Genomic DNA, 20,072 nt, shown 5'->3' with positions numbered 1-20,072 from the left:
CATGCTTGAACTCCATTTTACCCAGACGCTGGGCAGCCACTGCCTGAGTATCGATGAAACGCTGCCTGCCAGCGGTATCACCGCCGTTTTTGGCGTCTCCGGCGCAGGCAAAACCTCGCTGATTAATGCCATCAGCGGCCTGACCCGGCCGCAGAAAGGGCGAATTGTGCTCAACGGCAGGGTTTTAAATGACACAGAAAAACGTATCTGCCTGGCCCCGGAAAAGCGGCGGGTGGGCTATGTGTTTCAGGATGCACGCCTGTTTCCGCACTATAAGGTGCGCGGTAATCTGAAGTACGGTATGGCGAAAAGTATGGCCGGTCAGTTTGATAAGCTGGTGGCGCTGCTCGGTATCGAACCGCTGCTTGATCGCCTGCCGGGAGGGCTGTCCGGCGGAGAAAAGCAGCGTGTGGCGATTGGCAGAGCGCTTCTCACCGCACCTGAGCTGTTGCTGCTTGATGAGCCGCTGGCTTCGCTGGATATCCCTCGTAAACGTGAGCTTCTGCCGTACCTGCAGCGGCTGGCGCGGGAAATACATATCCCGATGCTCTACGTCAGCCACTCGCTTGATGAGATTCAACATCTGGCGGATAAGGTGCTGGTGCTGGAGGAGGGGGGGGTCAAAGCCTTTGGCGATCTGGAGGAGGTATGGAGCAGTAGCGTGATGCATCCGTGGCTGCCGCCGGATCAGCAGAGCACAATACTGAACGTGTCCGTTGCCGCACAGCATCCCCGTTATGCCATGACCGCGCTGGCGCTGGGCGAGCAGCAGATCTGGGTGAACTATCTCGATCGGCCAATCGGCGAGGCGACGCGAATTCGCATTCAGGCCTCCGACGTCTCGCTGGTGCTCGAACAGCCGCAGCAGACCAGCATTCGCAATATTTTGTCGGCGCGGGTCGTGCAGTGTCTTGAAACACACGGACAGATCGAAGTGCAGCTGAACGTCAGCGGCCGTCCGCTGTGGGCGCGCATCAGCCCGTGGGCCAGAGATGACCTGGGGGTCACGCCAGGTCAATGCCTGTATGCGCAGATTAAAAGCGTATCGATTGCCGCCTGATTACAGCAGGTTGCGGTTGATGAAGTCGGCAATACTGTTGCTTTCGTTTTCGCCAATGACCACGTTGGCGCGCGCTTTGACTTCCTCAACCGCATTGCCCATCGCCACGCCGGTTCCGGCGGCTTCCAGCATGCTGAGGTCATTATAGTTATCGCCAAAGGCCACCACGTCCTGCATGGACAGGCCCTGAGCTTCCACCCACTGCGTCAGGCGCTTGCCTTTGCTGTTGCCCGCGCGGGCGATATCGACCTGATCGTGCCACGACCATTCGCACTCCAGACCCAGCGTCTGACCCACATCAAGGGCGAACTGCTGCAGCTTAGGTATATCTTCATCGGTGAGGGCAAACTTCCACACCGACTCGACGTCGCGGGCGGCCTGCGCCAGCGAAGCGACCTGGGTGAACACCGGACGCTGCTCGACGGGCAGCGACTGTGCCCAGCGGCTAGTACGGATAACGTGCCCGGTCGGACGTTCATAGAGCATTGCGTCGTCGACATACATCAGGCCGTGAATATCGTGCGCGGCGAGCATATCGGTCAGGCTCAACACTTTATCAACCGGCATCGGATCGGACTGCAGAACCTTTTTTGCCTGATAATCATACAAATAAGTGCCATTACAACAAATTGCAGGTGTATCCAGAGCCAGTGCCTGATAAAAAGGATGGATAGCGACGTGATGTCGGCCAGTGACGACGATCACCTGGAACCCTGCCGCTCTGGCGCGGGCCAGGGCCTCCAGCGAGGCGGGCAGGATAGTTTTGTTGGAGGTGAGCAGGGTGCCGTCTAAATCCAGTGCAATCACGCGTGATGTCATGTGTTGTTTCCGGTTAATGATGAAAAAATTGCCTGGCATGATGGTACACCGCTATGCCTGCGGGGCAAATTTTTCAGCATCTACCGTTAAAAGAGTCTATACATTGCATCAGCTCAGCAGCTTGATGAATGAAATGTATACGTTTTCCCTGTGCAGTGAGGAAAGGAGCAGTCATGAAACAAACCGTTTATACCGCCAGCCCGGAAAGCCAGCAGATTCATGTCTGGAGTCTCGATCTTGAGGGTAACCTGAAGCTTGTTCAGGTTGTGGATGCCCCGGGTCAGGTTCAGCCGATGGTGGTGAGCCCGAATAAAGAGTATCTCTACGTTGGCGTACGTCCGGAGTTTCGCGTCCTGGCTTACCGCATTGCGCCCGATAACGGCGCGCTGACTTTCGCCGGCGAAGCGGCGCTGCCGGGCAGCCCGACGCATATTTCGACCGATCATCAGGGCCGTTTTGTCTTCAGCGCGTCCTATAACGCCGGCTGCGTGAGCGTTACTCCGCTGATCGATGGTCTGCCGGGTGAAACGGTGGCCGTTGTGGAAGGGCTGGAAGGGTGTCACTCGGCCAATATTTCGCCCGACAACCGCACCCTGTGGGTCCCGGCGCTGAAACAGGATCGTATTTGCCTGTTTACCCTCAGCGATGATGGCTTCCTCGCGGCGCAAGAACCGGCGGAAGTGACCACCGTTGAAGGGGCTGGCCCGCGTCACATGGTGTTCCATCCGAATCAGCAATACGGCTACTGCGTGAATGAACTGAACAGCTCCGTTGACGTCTGGGAGCTGAAAGATCCGCATGGCGAAATTGAGTGCGTCCAGACGCTGGATATGATGCCCGCCGGTTTTACCGACGTACGCTGGGCGGCGGATATTCATCTGACGCCGGATGGCCGTCATCTGTACGCCTGTGACCGCACCGCCAGCATCATCACCATTTTCAGCGTATCCGAAGATGGCAGCGTGCTGTCCATTGAAGGGTATCAGCCGACGGAGGCGCAGCCGCGCGGTTTCAATCTCGATCACAGCGGTAAATATCTGATCGCTGCGGGGCAGAAATCACACCATATTGCGGTCTATGAGATCGTCGGTGAGCAGGGGCTGCTGACAGAGAAAGGGCGCTATGCCGTCGGTCAGGGGCCAATGTGGGTGGTCGTTAACGCTTACTAAGTTGCTGAGATAAAAAACCTCGCCGCGGCGAGGTTTTTTATCGGTTAGCGTAGTCTGAAGCGCCGGCAAACAAAGTGCCATCAACCTGATGGATGACCAGACCCGATAGCGCAGCGATGAGCGGTAGAGAACGCCCGCTAATCCAGCGCCACCCAGCGCCTGCCAACCAACACCGTCAGCGCCACGATTGTGACTATCGCCGCCAGATGCATGACAAAATCCATCGGGTGCAGATGCACCGGATGGCAAAACGCCAGCAGGCTGACCGCCATGCTGGCAATGCCCAGTCCCGCCATTGCCAGACTGCGCACCGGATGCAGCGTTCGGGTGCGGCGCAGACTGGCGATCATCAGCGCCATCATTGGCGTGCTGACCACCAGCAAAAAGGTAAAGCAGGGCGTGCTGTCGCTCTCCGCCACCCGCAGCGCCGGATAGGGAATGCTGCTGATACTCAACCCCAGCCACATCAGCCCAATCGGCAGCAGGGCTTTCCAGCTGAGCGAACGCCGGCCGGCAATGCTCATCGTGAAGGCGCTGCGAATCGCCAGCGCGCCGAGCACAAAAGCCAGCAGCAGCTGCACCACCGCCAGAGGGGCGCCGGGCTGTGACCAGTCGGTCGGACTGCGTTGCACAAGGAAACTGGCGGCAACCGCGCACGGCAGCGCCGCTGCCAGCCAGGTCAGAACCCGCCAGCCGGTCGACGGCAGGCGTTTCACCGGCCGCATGTCGCGCCCCAGTTTGTCAATTAACAGGTCATGATTAGTCATGATGAGCTCCAAAACGGCGCAGGTTTTTCAGCGCCCGATGCAGCAGCGATTTCACTGCGGCGACACTCAGATTATTATGTGCAGCGGCTTCCGTCAGGCTCATTTCGCGCAGATGGACATGCTCCACAATGGCTCGTTGGCGGGAGGGGAGCTGGCGCAAATAGCCCGCCAGCTCCTCCCGACTATCCCGCTTTTGCGGATCTGCTGACGTTGCCGGTTCCGGCAGCGTCTCTTCGGGGATCTCCCACTGCTGATAGCGGCCGCGACGGCGCAGCGCATCAACGGCCCGCGCCGAAATAATCGCCATCAGCCAGGGCAAAAAAGGGTAGCTCGGATCGTAGGTATGGCGTACCCGATGCACCGTCAGCAGCACATCCTGAATCACATCTTCGACTAACGCGTCGTCGGCGATTCGCTTACGTATCTGCGAACGAATGACCGGAACCAGCGCTTTTAACAGCCGGGTGTAGGCGAGCTGATCGCCCGCCTGCGCCTGCTCCATTAGCGCGGGCCAGCTTTCACGCGCGCTGTCGTTTATTTCCATAATCCGCCTTGTTGCGTTTATGCTTTTTTGCCGGTTGCCTGGTTCAGGGCGTTCACGACGATGCCCGGAGTCAGGAGCTGCGGCAGTACTTTCGGCGGCCCGCCATCGGCAGGATAGACCACGTACAGCGGCAGACCGCCCTGACCAAATTGATTCAGCGCATCATCGACGTCCGGATTAAATTTAGTCGAGTCTGCCACCATATACAGCGTCCCGGTTTTTGCCAGCGCCTCTTTTACGGCCTGGGTTGAAAGCGATGTCTTTTCGTTAACCTGGCAGGTGATACACCAGGAGGCGGTGAAGTTAACAAAGATCGCTTTGCCGTGGCCGCGCTGCGCCTCGACAGCCTGCGGCGTCCATTTTTCCGCAGCGGTTTCGGCGGTCGCGACAGTCTGTGCGCCGGGCGACACGGAATCAGCCTGAATCAGACCGGCCAGCGGGGCAATAACCGCGACGGCGAGCAGGCCGGTGACGGCGAACAGGCGCTTATGCCCTTTGCCCTGAAAGCGGCGCTGCTGGGCGATACCATAGATCCAGGCAGCAAAGCTCAGCACCACGGAGGCCGCCAGTAGCGTCGCCAGCGCGCTGCTACCGGCCTGCTGCGCCAGCACCCAAACCAGCCAGGCGTAAGCGCCGAACATCGGAAAGGCCAGCGCACGTTTAAGAATATCCATCCACCCGCCAGGACGGGGGAGGAGAGAAGCCAGCGCCGGAAACAGTGAGACGAGGGTGAACGGAGCGGAAAAGCCGAGCGCGAGGGCAAAAAACACGACCAGCGCGGTGGCCGGCGGCTGCACCAGCGCATAGCCAATCGCACTGGCCATAAACGGCGCCGCGCACGGGGTTGCAACGACGATTGCCAGCGCGCCGGTCATCGCCGAGCGTAAAAAGGCGCCGCGGCCAATATCCAGAGCGCCGACACGCTGCGCCGATAGCCCGACCTCGAACACCCCCAGCAGGTTCAGCGCTGCGGCGAGGATCACCAGCGAAAGCAGGGCAATCACCAGCGGCGATTGCAGCTGGAACCCCCAGCCGACAGCGACGCCGCCGGCGCGGGCAGCCAGCAGAACACCGGCCAACAGCATCATGGTGACCATCACACCAAGTAAAAAAGCCAGCCCTTCGCGACGAGCGCCCACGGCGTTATCCGCATGGCGCAGAAGCCCGAGCGCTTTCAGGGAGATGACCGGAAAAACGCAGGGCATAAAGTTGAGTATGATGCCGCCAATAAAGGCGGCCAGCATGGCGGTGAGCATCGCTGGCCTCTTCGCTTAGTGGGTTTGCGGGTGGGCGGCGTCGTACTGCTTGACGGCGGCCAGGGTCTTCTCAATATGAGCATCCGGATTTCGATCGGTGTAGCTGAGCAGAATCGTGTTGTCCGGCGCAATGACAAATGAAGTCCGGTCAGAAACGGTCTTACCTTTCATCTCCATCAGCGTTTGATACTGCGCGGCGACTTTTGCCCCCGGATCCGCGGCGACGGCGAACTTATCGCGGCACTCCAGTTTAGAGAAATCGCTGACCTGATCGGTGTTACCGGCGGTGACGCCGATGACGGTAGCGCCCATTTTGTTGAATTCATCGGTGGCTTCGGCGAAAGCGTGGGCCTCAATGGTGCAGCCGGCGGTAAATGCCGCCGGGAAGAAATAGAGCACCACCGGCCCCTTTTGCAAAGCCTGCTGCAGGGAGAAGGCGATCGGTTTACCGGCTAAGGCGCCCTGCAGTTCGAAAGCAGGGGCTTTTGCGCCGACGGGCAGCGCCGCGCCGGCGTTAAACGCGGTGGCGGACAGGCCAAGCGCGACGGTCAGGGTCAAAGAACGAGCAAGGTTTTTCATCAGTTTCATTATTAGCTCCAGCGATGTCAGGGCGTTCTGGTCAGGTGACTCTGCTATACAGTTCGCCGGAGTGAGAAAGAAAGTTTCGCCGGGTGAAAAATATTTAGCGGCCGGATGCGATGGCCGACGGCAGTTCTCAGCGATGTTGAGCGAATCATCGCCCCGAAGGGCGACATTGCCTATGACAGTAAGTCCTGCAGTTTGCGGGCGTTATCGTGCAATTGTGCGCGAGGATTGCGGCCAATCAGCACGAACTGATATCCGTTAGCGCGCCACCAGGCGAGGTTCATGTCGTGCCGCCGTTCCGCGACTATCCTGGTCTCGTTTTGCGGGCTGGCCGCAGAGATGCACAGCGCCATCGGCCCATACGCCGCGTGAATCCAGGCGATCTGCGCAATGGTGGTGCGCTCGTAACGCAGAATGCGCACCATTTTTAGCTCGGCGCCCGGCAGCGCAAGCTGCTGCGGGTTGAGCGCTAAACCGATATCTTCGGCGGTGCGCGTCAGGCCGCGCTGTAATATCGCCGGTGAACTGTCCATATCGAGCAGGGTTTCCGCGCTATACAGCGACATGTAACGGGCCTCGAGATCGCGAATGTTTTCGCTCTCATCAGGTTCGCCGGGAGCGGGACGAGCCAGATAGCCTAAGCCGCTGCCGATCAGTAAAAACGCGAGCGAGGCGGCAATCATGGCGCGGCGGCTAAAGGCCGGGGGAGGTGCAGCGCTGTCCGGCGCGGGCATTGCCGCCAGATGGGCATCAAGTCGGTTCTGCATGCGCGCGACGGGGGCCTGTTCCAGCAGCGGGGCAAACGCCTGCTGATAATTCCGCGGGATGCTCTTCAGTTCGGCGGTGCGCGCGGCCAGCTGCCGATCCTCTCTGAAGGCGGCTTCAAAGCGGAGAGCGTCGGGAGCGCTCATTTCGCCATCCAGCCAGGCAATAATGGCCTCATCGCCATAGGGCGGAGTAAAAAAGGATGATTTCACAGGCGTTTCTCCCTGGCTGCAGCGGAGGTAGCGGGCGTTTTTGCCAGCGTCGATCGCGCCGCCGCCAGCCGGCTCATCACCGTACCGATGGGGACCGATAGCGTATCGGCCGCCTCCTGATAGGTAAAACCTTCAACATAAACTAAAAACACCGCGTTGCGCTGGGCTTCCGGCAGGGCGCTGACTCGGCGCATAAGTTGCTGATACTGGCGATGATCTTCATTCATTTCGCGGTCGTCGGTGGCAAGCTGCGGGTCATTTTCGACGAAGCCTTGCCCCATTCGGACGTGACGCGCCCGCAGCTCGGAAATCCAGATGGAGTGGAGAATGGTGAACAGCCACCGGTCGATGCGGGTGCCCGGCGTAAACTGCGCGCTCCGTTCGAGCGCGCGAACACAGGTTGACTGAACCAGCTCTTCGGCAATATCGCGATTGTGCGACAGAATCAGCCCGTAGCGCCAAAGACGGGCCAGATGTGCGGCAAGCTGTGAGCGAACGTCGCTGGTAGTAATTTTTTTACCCTCGCGGTGGGCTTCAGGATTCCGGATGTCCGTTAATGGCGGCCTGCAAATCGCGATACTCCTCGCAGCTTTGACCGCAAATCCCGGAAATCACTTTCAGCTGTTCCTGCGCCAGATCCCGGCGGCCTTTTACCATCCACGCTTCGCCAAGATATTCACGCGCTTTGGCGTAGTTGGGCTCAAGCGCCAGCGCGCGCTGATAATAGCCAATCCCTTCATCCGTCCGTCCGAGCTTACGGGTGGCATAGCCGCGGTAGTTCCAGGCTTCGGCGGTATTGCCGTTTTTCAGCGAATCCAGCAGGTTCAGTGCCGCCTGATATTGCCCTTTTTTCGCCAGATGATAGGCGTAGTTGGTTTTATCCTGATCGCTAAGACTGCTGGTTTTATCCGGGACGCACTGCTTGCTGACGCTGTCATATACCTGCCCGCTGGGGCAGTCCGGCGTTTTGCTCTGGGTGCTGTTATCGCCCATGGCGAATGACGACGATGCATAGAACAAACATAGCAGTGCCGGGACCATTAAGCGGCGCGAAGCCGGCAGAATTGATGAGATAAGGGTGTTCATTTTTCGTCTCCAGGAGCAACGATGCGGATAACCCGGCGGCCTCCCTGTCGGGGGGAACCGTGCCGGATGGCCGTTGTGTTCTTACAGAGAGTAAACGCATCAGCGGGGATATTTATTCGCCAGAAAACGCTATTTTTTGCACGCGCAAGAGAAGCGGCTGCGCTAGCGATGAATTGAGGAGGCGGAGCGGAGGAAAAATGCAGAGGGGTAAGTCGCGAAAGAGAACGTCGCTCAGAAAAAGAGAGGGAAAAAGAGAGTAAAAAAGGGGGAGACGCGCTCCCCCTCGTGAAGATTTACTGCTTCGGTTCGGCGACAACCACGCTGCCCACGCCGCGGTTATTGTATTCCCACATGCGGTTGAAGCTGCTGTCGTTGAGATTACGCTGCGGCACGCCCTTCGCATCTACGGCGCCGGTGTTACCGCTGAACGGGCGGTTGGAGATTGCCGCGTCGGCCCACGGTTTCGCCACGTTAAAGCCTTCATTGATGGCGCTGTCGCGGATTACCACCTGGCCACTGGTGGCGCTGTCGACATCGAGAGAGCGTCCCAGTTGCGCCACGCCGTCGCCGGAGGCGGTAAAGCGGCTGTTCACGGCCAGGAAGCCGTAGGTGACGCTTTTCAGCGTTGCCGGTGCAAAGACGTAGGCTTCTTTCTGGGTGCGTGAATTCACGACGCGGAAATCGGTGTTATCAAACACGACGGCACCGCGGCCGGAAACGATATCAACATCGCCTTCAATGTAGCTGTTGCTCACCAGGGTACGGGTCTGGCGATCGTTTTGCAGACGGTTCTGCACGCCGCTGTTGGTGACGAAGAAGGTGTTCTGGCGACCCAGAATGTTGACGTTGTTAATCTGGACCTGGTCGCCATCGCTGCGCAGCGCAACGGCCTGGTGAGTCCCGGCATCCACGCTGTCGCCGAGGTTGTTGGCGATGGTCAGGTTTTGCAGCTGCAGACCATTGTTCTGCGACCAGAATACCGCTGAACACATCACGCCGACGGTGGCGGCGCGTTTGCTCTGGCAGCTGTCAAACATATACCACGCCGGTTTACCTGGCATATATTTACCGGCCGGGTTGACCAGGTGGCGCCAGGTGTTCACGTCCATCTCCGAGTCAATAGCCTGGCTGATTTTCACATCCAGCGGCTTCTCGCCGGTACCGTACAGCGTCAGCGCACCGGGTGCCGCAGGGACATAAACGGTACCCGTATATTCACCCGGCATAATCGCAATAAACTGACGACGATCGGAGTGGCGGGCGATAGCCGCATCAACCGCAGCCTGAATGGTGGTATGGGTCACGCCCTGAGCGCCCGCCGGGCCGACGACGAAGTCAGGCTGAGACGGTATGCTGATGGCCGCCGGGGTCCACGCCGCGGCGTTTGGATCCAGGGACTGGAAATAGCTTGCCGGCGTGAAGTTTTTCGCTTCATCAGCGGTCAACACAGGGCGAGAGGCGGTGCCCGGCGCAGTCTGCGTCGAGGGCTGTTGATCGGCAGGGGTTGAGCTACAGGCGGATAACGTCACGCCAAAAGCCAGTGCCAGCGTCAGGCGGGAAACTGAGAATGTGTTCATGTTGCTCCGGGCAAGAATCAATTAACAAGACCTGTCATTCTTCAGGCTGCCTCTCTGTTGGCGTATTTGTTGATTTCCGCCGCAAAGCAACCCGAATGATTTGGGGAGGGCATTATACAAAAAACATGCAAGCGGCGTCAGGCCGGCAAGGAATGAATTACGCGTATAACGTCCTTTAAAACCTGCTTTTTATACTAAGTCGAGCGAAACGGGAAGACGCTGCGCGAAAAAGTTCGCCTGAACCGGGCAGATGGCCGGAGCTTCGCCCGCGTCCGGTCACAAAAAAATAACAATTCCCTCTGCTTTTATTGACATTCCGCGTGGAATGAAAATAAATGTCTATACAACCCATGACAAGCTGACTGGTATGACTGAAGCCACCTCCGATCGCGTTATCTGGCGAAATGCCCGCCTCGCCACTCTCAACCCTGATGATTCGCAGCCTTACGGCCTGCGGGATGGTCATGCGCTGCTGGTGCGCAATGGCCGGATTGAAGCCATTGTGCCTGAAAATGAGGCCCCGGCCGGGCCGAGTATTGATCTTGGCGGTAGGCTGCTGACGCCGGGACTGATTGATTGCCACACCCATCTGGTCTTCGGCGGTAGTCGGGCGCAGGAGTGGGAGCAGCGTCTGAACGGCGTCTCCTACCAGACGATCAGTGCCAACGGCGGCGGCATTAACTCAACGGTGCGCGCCACCCGTGAAAGCAGCGAAGCGCAGCTGTTAGCGCTGGCTCAGCAGCGGCTGGAGCGACTGCTTCGCGAGGGGGTGACCACGCTTGAAATTAAATCCGGCTACGGGCTGGATCTGGAAAACGAGCGCAAAATGCTGCGCGTGGCGCGCCAGCTTGCGCAGAACAATGCGGTCGAGCTGTCGCCGACGCTGCTCTCCGCTCACGCCACGCCACCGGAATATAAAGACCGCCCGGACGCCTATATTACGCTGGTGTGTGAAACCCTGCTGCCGACGCTGTGGGAGGAGGGGCTGTTTGAAAGCGTTGATGTTTTCTGCGAAAACGTCGGCTTCAGCCCGCAGCAGACCGAACGCGTATTCCAGGCCGCGCAGGCCCGCGGTATTCCGGTCAGAGGGCATGTTGAACAGCTCTCTTCGCTGGGCGGCGCGCAGCTGGTGAGCCGTTATCAGGGGCTCTCGGCCGATCATATCGAATATTTAACGGAAGAGGGGGTTGCGGCGATGAGCCGCAGCGCGACGGTAGCGGTGCTGCTGCCCGGCGCGTTCTATTTCCTCAATGAAACCCGCAAACCCCCGGTCGAGCTGCTGCGTCAGTATCAGGTGCCGATGGCGGTGGCGACGGATTACAATCCGGGTACCAGCCCCTTTGCCAGCCTGCATCTGGCGATGAACATGGCCTGCGTCAAATTTGGCTTAACTCCGCAAGAGGCGTGGGCGGGCGTGACGCGTCATGCCGCGCAGGCGCTGGGGCGCCAGAATAGCCACGGCCAGCTGGCGGCGGGGTTTGTTGCCGATTTTGCTATCTGGGATGCTGAACATCCGGTTGAAATGGTCTATGAACCGGGGCGGAGCCCGCTCTGGCATCGCGTTGTGCGAGGAGAAATGCAATGACATTGTGGCAACCGACCCCCGCCGATATCTGGCAAGGGCGTGACGACAGCGCGGAAGCCGCCAATGCGCTGCGCCTGTTTCAGACTATCGTGCGGGCCGAACGTTTTGCACCACAGACGTTACCGGGGGATATTGCCCTGCTGGGGTTTGCCTGCGATGAAGGCGTTCGCCGCAACCGCGGACGTACCGGGGCCGAAAAGGGGCCGGAAACGCTACGCCGGGCGCTGGCGAATATGGCCAGCCACAGCGGCCACGAGCGCTGTGTCGATATGGGTACCATCGGCGTCGCTGGTGAAGGGCTGGAGACCGCCCAGCAGGCGCTGCGCGAAGCGGTGGCCGCCTGCCTGCGCGCAGGCAAACGCACGCTGGTTCTCGGCGGCGGGCATGAGACGGCATTCGGTCATGGCGCGGGAGTGCTCGACGCTTTCCCCGGAGAGAAGGTCGGGATCATTAACCTCGATGCGCACCTGGATTTGCGCATCGCTGAGCAGGCCAGCTCCGGTACGCCGTTCCGCCAGCTGGCACTGGAGTGCGACGCGCAGCAGCGCGGGTTTCACTATACCTGTATCGGCGCCAGCCGTGCGGCGAACACCCAGGCGCTGTGGGATGAAGCGGCGCGTCGCGAGGTGCGGATCGTGGAGGATTTGGACGTTCTGCAGGCCTATGATCAGCAGGTTGCGCCGGAAATCGCGCGTAATATTGCCCTCTACGACAGGCTCTATTTGACCATCGATCTGGATGTGCTGCCGGCGCGCGAAATGCCGGCGGTCTCGGCGCCTGCGGCGCTGGGCATTCCGCTGGCGATCCTGCTGCGCATCGTTGAACCGTTATGCCGCAGCGGAAAACTGCAGGCGGTGGATCTGGTGGAGTTTAATCCGCAGTTTGACATTGACAGCCAGGGGGCCCGTGCGGCGGCCCGGCTGGCATGGCAAATCGCCCATTGGTGGCGCTGACGATTCAGTATATTCTGACCGTTTCGCCGCCCATTGAGTATAAGGAAAGTCAGGCTATGTTTTCACAGCAACCTCGAACCGCGCCTGCCCCGTTTTATGAAAAGGTGAAGCAGGCGATCAGCGAAAAGATTCAGCGCGGCGTCTGGCGTCCCCACGACCGCATTCCTTCCGAGGCGGAACTGGTGGCCCAGTTTGGTTTCAGTCGCATGACGATCAATCGGGCGCTGCGTGAACTCACGGATGAAGGTTTACTGGTACGTTTGCAGGGTGTCGGTACTTTTGTCGCGGAGCCGAAAGGGCAGTCGGCGCTGTTTGAAGTGCGGAGCATCGCCGACGAGATTATCTCCCGTCGCCATCAGCACCGCTGCGAGGTGCTGCTGCTGGAAGAGACCGAAGCCGATCTTATCCAGTCGGCTGCGCTGAATGTCGCCGAAGGAACGCGGATTTTTCACTCTCTGATGGTGCATTTTGAAAACGACATTCCGGTACAGATTGAAGACCGCTGCGTCAATGCGGCGGTGGTGCCGGCGTATTTACATCAGGACTATACCGTCACCACACCGCATGATTACCTGTCGCTGATTGCGCCGTTAACCGAAGGCGAGCACATCGTCGAAGCGGTACAGGCCAGCGCCAAAGAGTGCGAACTGCTGCATATCCATGCCCACGATCCTTGCCTGCTGATCCGGCGCCGTACCTGGTCTACCACGCATATTGTTTCCCACGCCCGTCTTCTGTTCCCGGGTAGCCGCTACCGGCTGCAGGGCCACTTCACTTCCTGACAATCGTCTGCGTCGGCAAAAGCGTGATTGCTGACGCAATATAACAAAATTGTATCATTTCTGTTAAATCCTGGCTTGCGTAGAGTTGTATAGACAAGTATATGTATCTACGTAAACAACGTTAATTGTCAGGAGAAACCCCGATGTCGCAAAGCAAATATCGCCAGCAAGACGTACGTGCACCGCGAGGCACGACGTTGAATGCCAGGAGCTGGTTGACCGAAGCACCGCTGCGTATGTTAATGAACAACCTCGATCCCGATGTTGCCGAGAACCCACATGAGCTGGTGGTCTACGGCGGTATTGGTCGCGCGGCGCGTAACTGGGAATGCTATGACGCTATCGTGAAGGCGCTGAAAAACCTGGAAAGCGATGAGACGCTGCTGGTGCAGTCCGGTAAGCCGGTTGGCGTATTTAAAACCCATGAAAATTCACCGCGCGTACTGATTGCCAACTCCAACCTGGTCCCGCACTGGGCGACCTGGGAACATTTCAATGAGCTGGATGCAAAAGGTCTGGCGATGTACGGCCAGATGACCGCGGGCAGCTGGATCTATATCGGTAGCCAGGGCATCGTGCAGGGCACCTACGAAACGTTCGTCGAAGCCGGACGTCAGCACTATCAGGGCAGCCTGAAGGGGCGCTGGGTCCTCACCGCCGGTCTGGGCGGTATGGGCGGCGCACAGCCGCTGGCGGCGACGCTGGCAGGCGCCTGCTCGCTGAATATCGAATGTCAGCAGAGCCGGATCGATTTCCGTCTGCGTACCCGCTACGTTGACGAGCAGGCGACGTCGCTGGATGACGCGCTGGCCCGCATCAAGAAATACACCGCCGAAGGCCGGGCTATCTCTATCGCCCTGTGCGGCAATGCCGCCGATATCGTGCCGGAGATGGTGAAGCGCGGCGTGCGCCCGGATATGGTCACCGACCAGACCAGCGCCCACGATCCGCTGCATGGCTATCTGCCGAAAGGCTGGACCTGGGAAGAGTATCAGGCGAAAGCTGAATCCGACCCGCAGGGGACGATTCTGGCGGCCAAGCGTTCGATGGCCGACCACGTTCAGGCGATGCTGGCCTTCAACGAAATGGGCGTACCGACCTTCGACTACGGCAACAATATCCGCCAGATGGCGCAGGAGATGGGCGTCGACAATGCGTTCGACTTCCCGGGTTTTGTCCCGGCCTATATTCGCCCGCTGTTCTGCCGCGGCATCGGTCCGTTCCGCTGGGTGGCCCTCTCCGGCGATCCGCAGGATATCTACAAAACCGACGCCAAAGTGAAAGAGATCATCAAAGATGATCAGCATCTGCACCACTGGCTGGATATGGCGCGTGAGCGTATTAGCTTCCAGGGACTGCCGGCGCGTATTTGCTGGGTGGGGCTGGAGTGGCGCCAGAAGCTGGGGCTGGCCTTTAACGAAATGGTCCGCAGCGGTGAAGTGTCTGCGCCGATCGTCATTGGTCGTGACCACCTTGACTCTGGCTCGGTTGCCAGCCCGAACCGCGAAACTGAATCCATGCGTGATGGCTCCGATGCCGTCTCCGACTGGCCGCTGCTGAACGCCTTACTCAATACCGCCAGCGGCGCGACCTGGGTGTCGCTGCATCACGGTGGTGGCGTCGGGATGGGCTTCTCGCAGCACTCCGGGATGGTTATCGTCTGTGACGGTACCGACGAAGCGGCCGCGCGTATTGCCCGCGTGCTGCATAACGATCCGGCGACCGGGGTGATGCGTCACGCCGATGCGGGTTACGACATCGCGATTGAGTGCGCGGCGGAACAAGGACTGAATCTTCCTATGGTGGCAGCAACGCAGGGGCAACGCTGAGATGAAAAACTTAACTCTGATTCCAGGTCAACTGAGTCTGGCGCAGCTACGCGAGGTGTTCCAGCATCCGCTGACCATCACTCTCGACGAGCAGGCTTTTGCCGCTATTAACGAGAGCGTCGCCTGCGTCAACGCCATTCTGGCCGAAGGACGCACCGCTTACGGCATTAACACCGGTTTTGGCCTGCTGGCGTCAACGCGGATCTCCACGGACGATCTGGAAAACCTGCAGCGTTCTCTGGTGCTGTCTCATGCGGCGGGCATTGGTGAGCCGCTGGATGATGCCATGGCACGTCTGATTATGGTGCTGAAGATTAACAGCCTTTCCCGCGGCTTCTCCGGGATTCGTCTGAGCGTCATTCAGGCGCTGATTCAACTGGTGAATAAAGGCGTCACGCCGTGGATCCCGGCTAAAGGTTCCGTCGGCGCATCCGGTGACCTGGCGCCGCTGGCGCACATGTCCCTGACGTTGCTGGGTGAGGGGAAAGCCCGCGTCGACGGCGAGTGGATGCCGGCGCTGCAGGCGTTGAAAAAAGTGGGTCTCGAGCCGATTACCCTGGCGGCGAAAGAGGGGCTGGCGCTGCTGAACGGTACTCAGGCATCGACGGCGTTTGCGCTGCGCGGCCTGTTTGAAGCGGAAGATCTGTTTGCTTCCGCGGTGGTATGCGGCGCGCTCACCACCGAAGCGGCGCTGGGATCGCGTCGTCCGTTTGATTCGCGTATTCACGAAGCGCGCGGCCAGCGCGGGCAGATTGACGCTGCGGCGCTGTATCGCCATGTGCTGACCGACAGCAGCGAGATTTCGCAGTCGCATCACAACTGTAGCAAAGTGCAGGACCCGTACTCTCTGCGCTGTCAGCCGCAGGTGATGGGCGCCTGTCTGACCCAGATTCGCCAGGCCTCGGAAGTCCTGCTGATTGAGGCCAATGCGGTGTCGGATAACCCGCTGGTCTTCGCCGCCGAGAATGACGTAATCTCCGGCGGTAACTTCCACGCCGAACCGGTAGCGATGGCGGCGGATAACATTGCGCTGGCGATTGCCGAAATCGGTTCGCTGTCCGAGCGTCGTATTGCGCTGATGATGGACAGTCATATGTCGCAGCTGCCGCCTTTCCTTGTGAAAAATGGCGGCGTCAACTCCGGCTTTATGATTGCGCAGGTGACCGCTGCGGCGTTAGCCAGTGAGAACAAAGCGCTGGCGCACCCGCACAGCGTTGATAGCCTGCCGACGTCGGCAAACCAGGAAGATCACGTCTCGATGGCGCCGGCTGCCGGTCGTCGTCTGTGGGCGATGGCGGAAAACACTCGCGGCGTGCTGGCCGTGGAGTGGCTGGCCGCCGTCCAGGGGCTGGATATGCGCGAAGGGCTGGCCAGCAGTCCGCTGCTGGAAGAGGCGCGTCATCTGCTGCGCGAGCGGGTTTCGCATTACACCCAGGATCGCTTCTTCGCCCCGGATATCGATAACGCTATTGAGCTTCTGGCTGCGCGCCACCTGACGCGACTGCTCCCTGCCGTCTTGCCTGGTCAGATCTGACCCTCGTTGTTTTCTGTACCCGTGTCGGGGGGATAAGCTCCCCCCGGCCGTCCTACACGCATATTTGTCGTCATACAAAAATTATCAGGACACTTGCATATGCAACAACAACCACAATCGCCACAAAAGCCCCACCTGCTGCGCGGGCTGAATGCCCGACATATTCGCTTCATCGCGCTCGGTTCCGCCATTGGTACCGGGCTGTTTTATGGTTCTGCCGCCGCCATTAAGGCCGCGGGACCGGCGGTTCTGCTGGCCTATCTGATCGGCGGCGCGGCGGTATTTATCGTCATGCGTGCGCTGGGCGAAATGGCGGTACGCAACCCCGTTTCCGGCTCCTTCGGCAGCTATGCCCGCCAGTATCTCGGGCCGCTGGCCGGGTTTATTACCGGCTGGACCTATACCTTTGAGATGGTGATTGTCGCCCTGGCGGATGTCACCGCGTTTGGTATCTATATGGGGCTCTGGTACCCGGATGTGCCGCGCTGGATTTGGGTACTGAGTATTATCTTCTTCATCGGCGCGATGAACTTGTGCCACGTGCGCATTTTCGGCGAGATGGAGTTCTGGCTGTCGCTGATTAAAGTGGTGGCGATTATTGCGATGATCGTCGCCGGCGGCAGCATTATTTTCTTCGGCTTTGGTCATGCCTTCCCGGCGACGGGGCTGGAAAACCTGTGGAGCCACGGCGGGTTCGCGCCGAACGGCTGGCAGGGAATTGTTGCGTCGCTGGGTATTGTGATGTTTGCCTTTGGCGGCGTCGAAATTATCGGCGTGACCGCGGCGGAAGCGCAGAACCCGAAGAAAGTGATTCCGCAGGCAATTAATACCATCCCGCTGCGTATCGTGCTGTTCTATGTCTGCACGCTGGCGATCCTGATGGCCATTTTCCCGTGGAACAGCTTTGGCGAGCAGGGCAGCCCGTTCGTGCTTATTTTTAGCGGCCTGGGGATTCCGGCGGTGGCGACAATCCTCAATATCATCGTGATCAGCGCCAGTATTTCAGCCATCAATAGCGATATTTTTGGCGCCGGTCGCATGATGTACGGCATGGCAAAAGAGGGGATGGCGCCGAAAAGCTTCCAGCGAATCGCCAGCAACGGCGTGCCGTGGATGACGGTAGTGGTGATGGGCGTGGCGCTGCTGGTGGCGGTAGTGCTGAACTATCTGATGCCGGAACAGGTCTTTGTGCTGATTGCCTCCCTGGCGGCATTTGCAACGGTATGGGTCTGGCTGATGATCCTGCTGGCTCATTTCGCCATGCGTCGCGGTTTGTCGGCAGAAGAACGTCGCCAGATTGCGTTCCCGGTGCCGTTCTGGCCGGTTGCGCCGCTGCTGACCCTGCTGTTTATGGGACTGGTGATTGCGGTGCTCGGGATGGTGGAGGAGACGCGGATTGCGCTGATCGCCGGTCTGGTCTGGCTTGGGCTGCTGACGATTATCTGGTATGCGAAAGTCAAAAAAACCGTGCGGATGCCGGTGGCTGAGCAGTCATCTTCGAGCTGAATGAGTCCCCGGTGGCGCTGCGCTTACCGGGGCTACAAAGGGGCTGTCAGGTATCCCGGGTGGCGTAATTCGCGCCCCGGGCCAGGTTTACCGGGCCACAAAGGGGGTGTCAGGTCGCCCGGATAAGGCGTCAGCCGCTATCCGGGGAGGGACTGACGGGAGAAAGTCAGATAAACAGTGCGGTGATGGATGCGCTGCCCAACGAATGAAAATGGACGTTAAAGCCTACCATCGCACCGCTTGCCCCTTCATCGACCTCGATCTTCTCGACATCCAGCGCATGCACCGTAAAGATGTAGCGATGGCTTTCCCCTTTTGGCGGCGCCGCGCCGCCGTAGCCGGGGAGGCCGAAATCGGTGCGGGTCTGGATTGCGCTGGCCGGCAGCGGGGCCAGACCGGAGCCGGCTCCCTGCGGTAGTTCGCGCGTTTCCGCCGGTAGATTGGCGACCAGCCAGTGCCACCAGCCGGAGCCGGTGGGCGCATCGGGATCGTAACAGGTCACCACAAAGCTTTTAGTTCCGTCAGGCACCTCGTCCCACGCCAGATGCGGCGAGATATTATCGCCATCGTAGCCCATGCCGTTAAATACATGGCGGTGGGGCAATTTCCCGCCATCCTGCAGATCGTGACTGATTAGGTTCATGCCGTCTCGTCTCCTCTGGGATAATCAACTGATTAACAAAGAAGTGTAGTCCTGTTGACGGCCAGTTTCTGCTACTTATTCGCGAAAAAATGTTTCGTTGAGCACCGCCGCGTTAACCGCCTGGGTCAGGCGCGTCAGCTGCCGCGGGGTAATCACGTACGGTGGCATCAGGTAAATCAGGCGGCCGAACGGGCGAATCCATACGCCTTGTTCGACGAAGAAGCGCTGCAGCGCGGCCATATTGACCGGGCGGCAAGTTTCCACCACGCCGATGGCGCCCAGCACGCGGACATCGGCGACCAGCGGGGATTCCCGTGCCGGAGCCAGCTCGACATTAAGCTGCGCTTCAATCGCGGCGACCTGGCCTTGCCATTCGCCGCTTTCCAGCAGACGCAAACTTTCTGTCGCCACCGCGCAGGCCAGCGGATTGCCCATAAAGGTCGGGCCGTGCATAAAGCAGCCGGCTTCGCCGTCGCTGATGGTCTCGGCCACCGAACGGGTGGTGAGGGTAGCCGACAGCGTCATGGTTCCGCCGGTCAGCGCTTTGCCGAGACACAGAATATCCGGGGCGATATCCGCGTGTTCGCAGGCAAACAGCTTGCCGGTCCGGCCAAATCCGGTGGCAATCTCATCGGCAATCAGCAGAATGCCCTCACGATCGCACATCTTGCGGATGCGCTTCAGCCACTCAGGATGATACATCCTCATGCCGCCGGCACCCTGTACGACCGGTTCGAGAATGACCGCCGCGATCTCATCCCGATGGGCCGCCATCAGGCGGGCAAACGGCACCATATCCCGTTCATCCCACTCGCCGCCAAAGCGGCTTTGCGGCGCCGGGGCGAACAGGTTATCCGGCAAATAGCCCTGCCACAAACTGTGCATGGAGTTATCCGGATCGCAGACCGACATCGCGCCAAAGGTATCGCCGTGGTAGCCGTTGCGGAAGGTGAGAAAGCGCCGCCGCGCTGCGCCTTTTGCCTGCCAGTACTGCAGGGCCATCTTCATGGCCACTTCCACCGCGACCGAGCCGGAGTCGGCGAGGAATACGCACTCCAGCGACTCCGGAGTCATCGCCACCAGCTGGCGGCACAGCGCCACCGCCGAAGGGTGGGTGATACCGCCAAACATCACGTGCGACATCTGGTCAATCTGCGCTTTCATCGCGGCGTTTAAACGAGGGTGATTGTAGCCGTGGATTGCCGCCCACCAGGATGACATCCCGTCAATCAGCTGCTCTCCGCCGGCGAGGGACAGCTCGCAGCCGTGGGCGGAAACCACCGGATAGACCGGCAGAGGAGAAGTCATGGAGGTGTAGGGGTGCCAAATGTGGCGCCGATCGAAGGCGAGATCGTCCGTTGTCATAAGTGACTTGTAAACCATTTTGAAAACATTTAGGT

19 protein-coding genes are annotated in these 20,072 nt (G+C 59.5%); 8 read left to right on the top strand and 11 right to left on the bottom strand.

Going from position 1 to position 20,072, the window contains the following annotated elements:
- The first annotated feature begins 1 nt into the window (after position 1).
- Positions 2–1,060: a molybdenum ABC transporter ATP-binding protein ModC gene (gene modC / locus DSD31_RS17720; protein WP_113991223.1), complete on the top strand. Its 1,059-nt coding sequence runs from the start codon at positions 2–4 to the stop codon at positions 1,058–1,060.
- Here the strand turns inward: modC and DSD31_RS17715 are convergent, their stop codons facing one another.
- A complete protein-coding gene (locus DSD31_RS17715) occupies positions 1,061–1,879 on the bottom strand; it encodes a pyridoxal phosphatase (protein ID WP_113991222.1) in 819 nt (272 codons plus the stop codon).
- A 173-nt stretch (positions 1,880–2,052) separates the two neighbouring features.
- On the opposite strand from DSD31_RS17715, the gene pgl reads away from it, so the two are divergent.
- Entirely contained in the window at positions 2,053–3,048 is a 996-nt protein-coding gene (gene pgl, locus DSD31_RS17710) for a 6-phosphogluconolactonase (protein WP_054829419.1), read from the top strand.
- A 137-nt stretch (positions 3,049–3,185) separates the two neighbouring features.
- On the opposite strand, the gene DSD31_RS17705 is transcribed toward pgl, so the two are convergent.
- The 8 genes from DSD31_RS17705 to DSD31_RS17670 form a co-directional block, all read right to left on the bottom strand.
- A complete protein-coding gene (locus DSD31_RS17705; RefSeq protein WP_113991221.1) occupies positions 3,186–3,815 on the bottom strand; it encodes an NrsF family protein in 630 nt (209 codons plus the stop codon).
- A complete protein-coding gene (locus tag DSD31_RS17700) occupies positions 3,808–4,359 on the bottom strand; it encodes a sigma-70 family RNA polymerase sigma factor (protein WP_004859737.1) in 552 nt (183 codons plus the stop codon). The genes DSD31_RS17705 and DSD31_RS17700 overlap by 8 nt, the downstream gene beginning before the upstream one ends.
- A gap of 17 nt (positions 4,360–4,376) precedes the next feature.
- Entirely contained in the window at positions 4,377–5,615 is a 1,239-nt protein-coding gene (locus DSD31_RS17695) for a protein-disulfide reductase DsbD family protein (RefSeq protein WP_113991220.1), read from the bottom strand.
- Positions 5,616–5,630: 15 nt separating this feature from the next.
- Complete coding sequence (locus DSD31_RS17690; RefSeq protein WP_032716916.1) at positions 5,631–6,203, bottom strand: peroxiredoxin; 573 nt, start codon at positions 6,201–6,203, stop codon at positions 5,631–5,633.
- A 170-nt stretch (positions 6,204–6,373) separates the two neighbouring features.
- A complete protein-coding gene (locus DSD31_RS17685) occupies positions 6,374–7,177 on the bottom strand; it encodes an anti-sigma factor family protein (RefSeq protein ID WP_113991219.1) in 804 nt (267 codons plus the stop codon).
- Positions 7,174–7,725 carry a sigma-70 family RNA polymerase sigma factor gene (locus tag DSD31_RS17680; protein WP_072071430.1) on the bottom strand — a complete coding sequence of 184 codons (552 nt, stop codon included), beginning with the start codon at positions 7,723–7,725 and terminating at the stop codon, positions 7,174–7,176. Before DSD31_RS17680 ends, DSD31_RS17685 begins: the two co-directional genes overlap by 4 nt.
- The gene (locus DSD31_RS17675; protein ID WP_048024136.1) at positions 7,712–8,263 is read right to left on the bottom strand and encodes a tetratricopeptide repeat protein; all 552 of its coding nucleotides are present in this window, start codon (positions 8,261–8,263) and stop codon (positions 7,712–7,714) included. The genes DSD31_RS17680 and DSD31_RS17675 overlap by 14 nt, the downstream gene beginning before the upstream one ends.
- Before the next feature lie 293 nt (positions 8,264–8,556).
- Positions 8,557–9,840, bottom strand: coding sequence for a putative acyl-CoA thioester hydrolase (locus DSD31_RS17670; protein ID WP_071359248.1), 1,284 nt, complete (start codon positions 9,838–9,840; stop codon positions 8,557–8,559).
- Positions 9,841–10,090: 250 nt separating this feature from the next.
- On the opposite strand from DSD31_RS17670, the gene hutI reads away from it, so the two are divergent.
- From hutI to DSD31_RS17640, 6 genes are all read left to right on the top strand, one after another.
- On the top strand, positions 10,091–11,425 hold the full coding sequence (gene hutI, locus DSD31_RS17665; RefSeq protein WP_164489297.1) for an imidazolonepropionase: 1,335 nt from the start codon (positions 10,091–10,093) through the stop codon (positions 11,423–11,425).
- Positions 11,422–12,378 carry a formimidoylglutamase gene (hutG, locus tag DSD31_RS17660; RefSeq protein WP_044351686.1) on the top strand — a complete coding sequence of 319 codons (957 nt, stop codon included), beginning with the start codon at positions 11,422–11,424 and terminating at the stop codon, positions 12,376–12,378. Before hutI ends, hutG begins: the two co-directional genes overlap by 4 nt.
- Before the next feature lie 56 nt (positions 12,379–12,434).
- On the top strand, positions 12,435–13,160 hold the full coding sequence (locus DSD31_RS17655; protein WP_004859754.1) for a histidine utilization repressor: 726 nt from the start codon (positions 12,435–12,437) through the stop codon (positions 13,158–13,160).
- Between the two features lie 143 nt (positions 13,161–13,303).
- Positions 13,304–14,989 (top strand): urocanate hydratase, encoded by a 1,686-nt coding sequence (gene hutU, locus DSD31_RS17650; RefSeq protein ID WP_032716926.1) that lies wholly within the window; start codon positions 13,304–13,306, stop codon positions 14,987–14,989.
- A 1-nt stretch (position 14,990) separates the two neighbouring features.
- Positions 14,991–16,523, top strand: coding sequence for a histidine ammonia-lyase (gene hutH / locus DSD31_RS17645; RefSeq protein ID WP_113991218.1), 1,533 nt, complete (start codon positions 14,991–14,993; stop codon positions 16,521–16,523).
- Positions 16,524–16,622: 99 nt separating this feature from the next.
- Positions 16,623–18,029, top strand: a complete 1,407-nt coding sequence (locus DSD31_RS17640; protein ID WP_113991217.1) for an amino acid permease — start codon at positions 16,623–16,625, stop codon at positions 18,027–18,029.
- A gap of 166 nt (positions 18,030–18,195) precedes the next feature.
- Here DSD31_RS17640 and DSD31_RS17635 read toward each other — a convergent pair whose 3' ends face one another.
- Positions 18,196–18,672 (bottom strand): kinase inhibitor, encoded by a 477-nt coding sequence (locus DSD31_RS17635; RefSeq protein ID WP_004859758.1) that lies wholly within the window; start codon positions 18,670–18,672, stop codon positions 18,196–18,198.
- 75 nt (positions 18,673–18,747) lie between these two features.
- Complete coding sequence (gene bioA, locus DSD31_RS17630; RefSeq protein WP_004859759.1) at positions 18,748–20,037, bottom strand: adenosylmethionine--8-amino-7-oxononanoate transaminase; 1,290 nt, start codon at positions 20,035–20,037, stop codon at positions 18,748–18,750.
- Positions 20,038–20,072: the final 35 nt, after the last annotated feature.

The sequence above is a fragment of the Klebsiella sp. X13 genome (genome assembly GCF_003323835.1).
Taxonomy (GTDB): domain Bacteria; phylum Pseudomonadota; class Gammaproteobacteria; order Enterobacterales; family Enterobacteriaceae; genus Klebsiella; species Klebsiella ornithinolytica.
This window is presented reverse-complemented; position numbering and strand designations above follow the sequence as displayed.

Excerpts from the sequence above, each read along its gene's own strand:
- modC (WP_113991223.1), top strand. The coding sequence starts at position 2 with ATGCTTGAACTCCATTTTACCCAGACGCTGGGCAGCCACTGCCTGAGT.
- DSD31_RS17715 (WP_113991222.1), bottom strand. The coding sequence starts at position 1,879 with ATGACATCACGCGTGATTGCACTGGATTTAGACGGCACCCTGCTCACC.
- pgl (WP_054829419.1), top strand. The coding sequence starts at position 2,053 with ATGAAACAAACCGTTTATACCGCCAGCCCGGAAAGCCAGCAGATTCAT.
- DSD31_RS17705 (WP_113991221.1), bottom strand. The coding sequence starts at position 3,815 with ATGACTAATCATGACCTGTTAATTGACAAACTGGGGCGCGACATGCGG.
- DSD31_RS17700 (WP_004859737.1), bottom strand. The coding sequence starts at position 4,359 with ATGGAAATAAACGACAGCGCGCGTGAAAGCTGGCCCGCGCTAATGGAG.
- DSD31_RS17695 (WP_113991220.1), bottom strand. The coding sequence starts at position 5,615 with ATGCTCACCGCCATGCTGGCCGCCTTTATTGGCGGCATCATACTCAAC.
- DSD31_RS17690 (WP_032716916.1), bottom strand. The coding sequence starts at position 6,203 with ATGAAACTGATGAAAAACCTTGCTCGTTCTTTGACCCTGACCGTCGCG.
- DSD31_RS17675 (WP_048024136.1), bottom strand. The coding sequence starts at position 8,263 with ATGAACACCCTTATCTCATCAATTCTGCCGGCTTCGCGCCGCTTAATG.
- DSD31_RS17670 (WP_071359248.1), bottom strand. The coding sequence starts at position 9,840 with ATGAACACATTCTCAGTTTCCCGCCTGACGCTGGCACTGGCTTTTGGC.
- hutI (WP_164489297.1), top strand. The coding sequence starts at position 10,091 with ATGGCCGGAGCTTCGCCCGCGTCCGGTCACAAAAAAATAACAATTCCC.
- hutG (WP_044351686.1), top strand. The coding sequence starts at position 11,422 with ATGACATTGTGGCAACCGACCCCCGCCGATATCTGGCAAGGGCGTGAC.
- DSD31_RS17655 (WP_004859754.1), top strand. The coding sequence starts at position 12,435 with ATGTTTTCACAGCAACCTCGAACCGCGCCTGCCCCGTTTTATGAAAAG.
- hutU (WP_032716926.1), top strand. The coding sequence starts at position 13,304 with ATGTCGCAAAGCAAATATCGCCAGCAAGACGTACGTGCACCGCGAGGC.
- hutH (WP_113991218.1), top strand. The coding sequence starts at position 14,991 with ATGAAAAACTTAACTCTGATTCCAGGTCAACTGAGTCTGGCGCAGCTA.
- DSD31_RS17640 (WP_113991217.1), top strand. The coding sequence starts at position 16,623 with ATGCAACAACAACCACAATCGCCACAAAAGCCCCACCTGCTGCGCGGG.
- DSD31_RS17635 (WP_004859758.1), bottom strand. The coding sequence starts at position 18,672 with ATGAACCTAATCAGTCACGATCTGCAGGATGGCGGGAAATTGCCCCAC.
- bioA (WP_004859759.1), bottom strand. The coding sequence starts at position 20,037 with ATGACAACGGACGATCTCGCCTTCGATCGGCGCCACATTTGGCACCCC.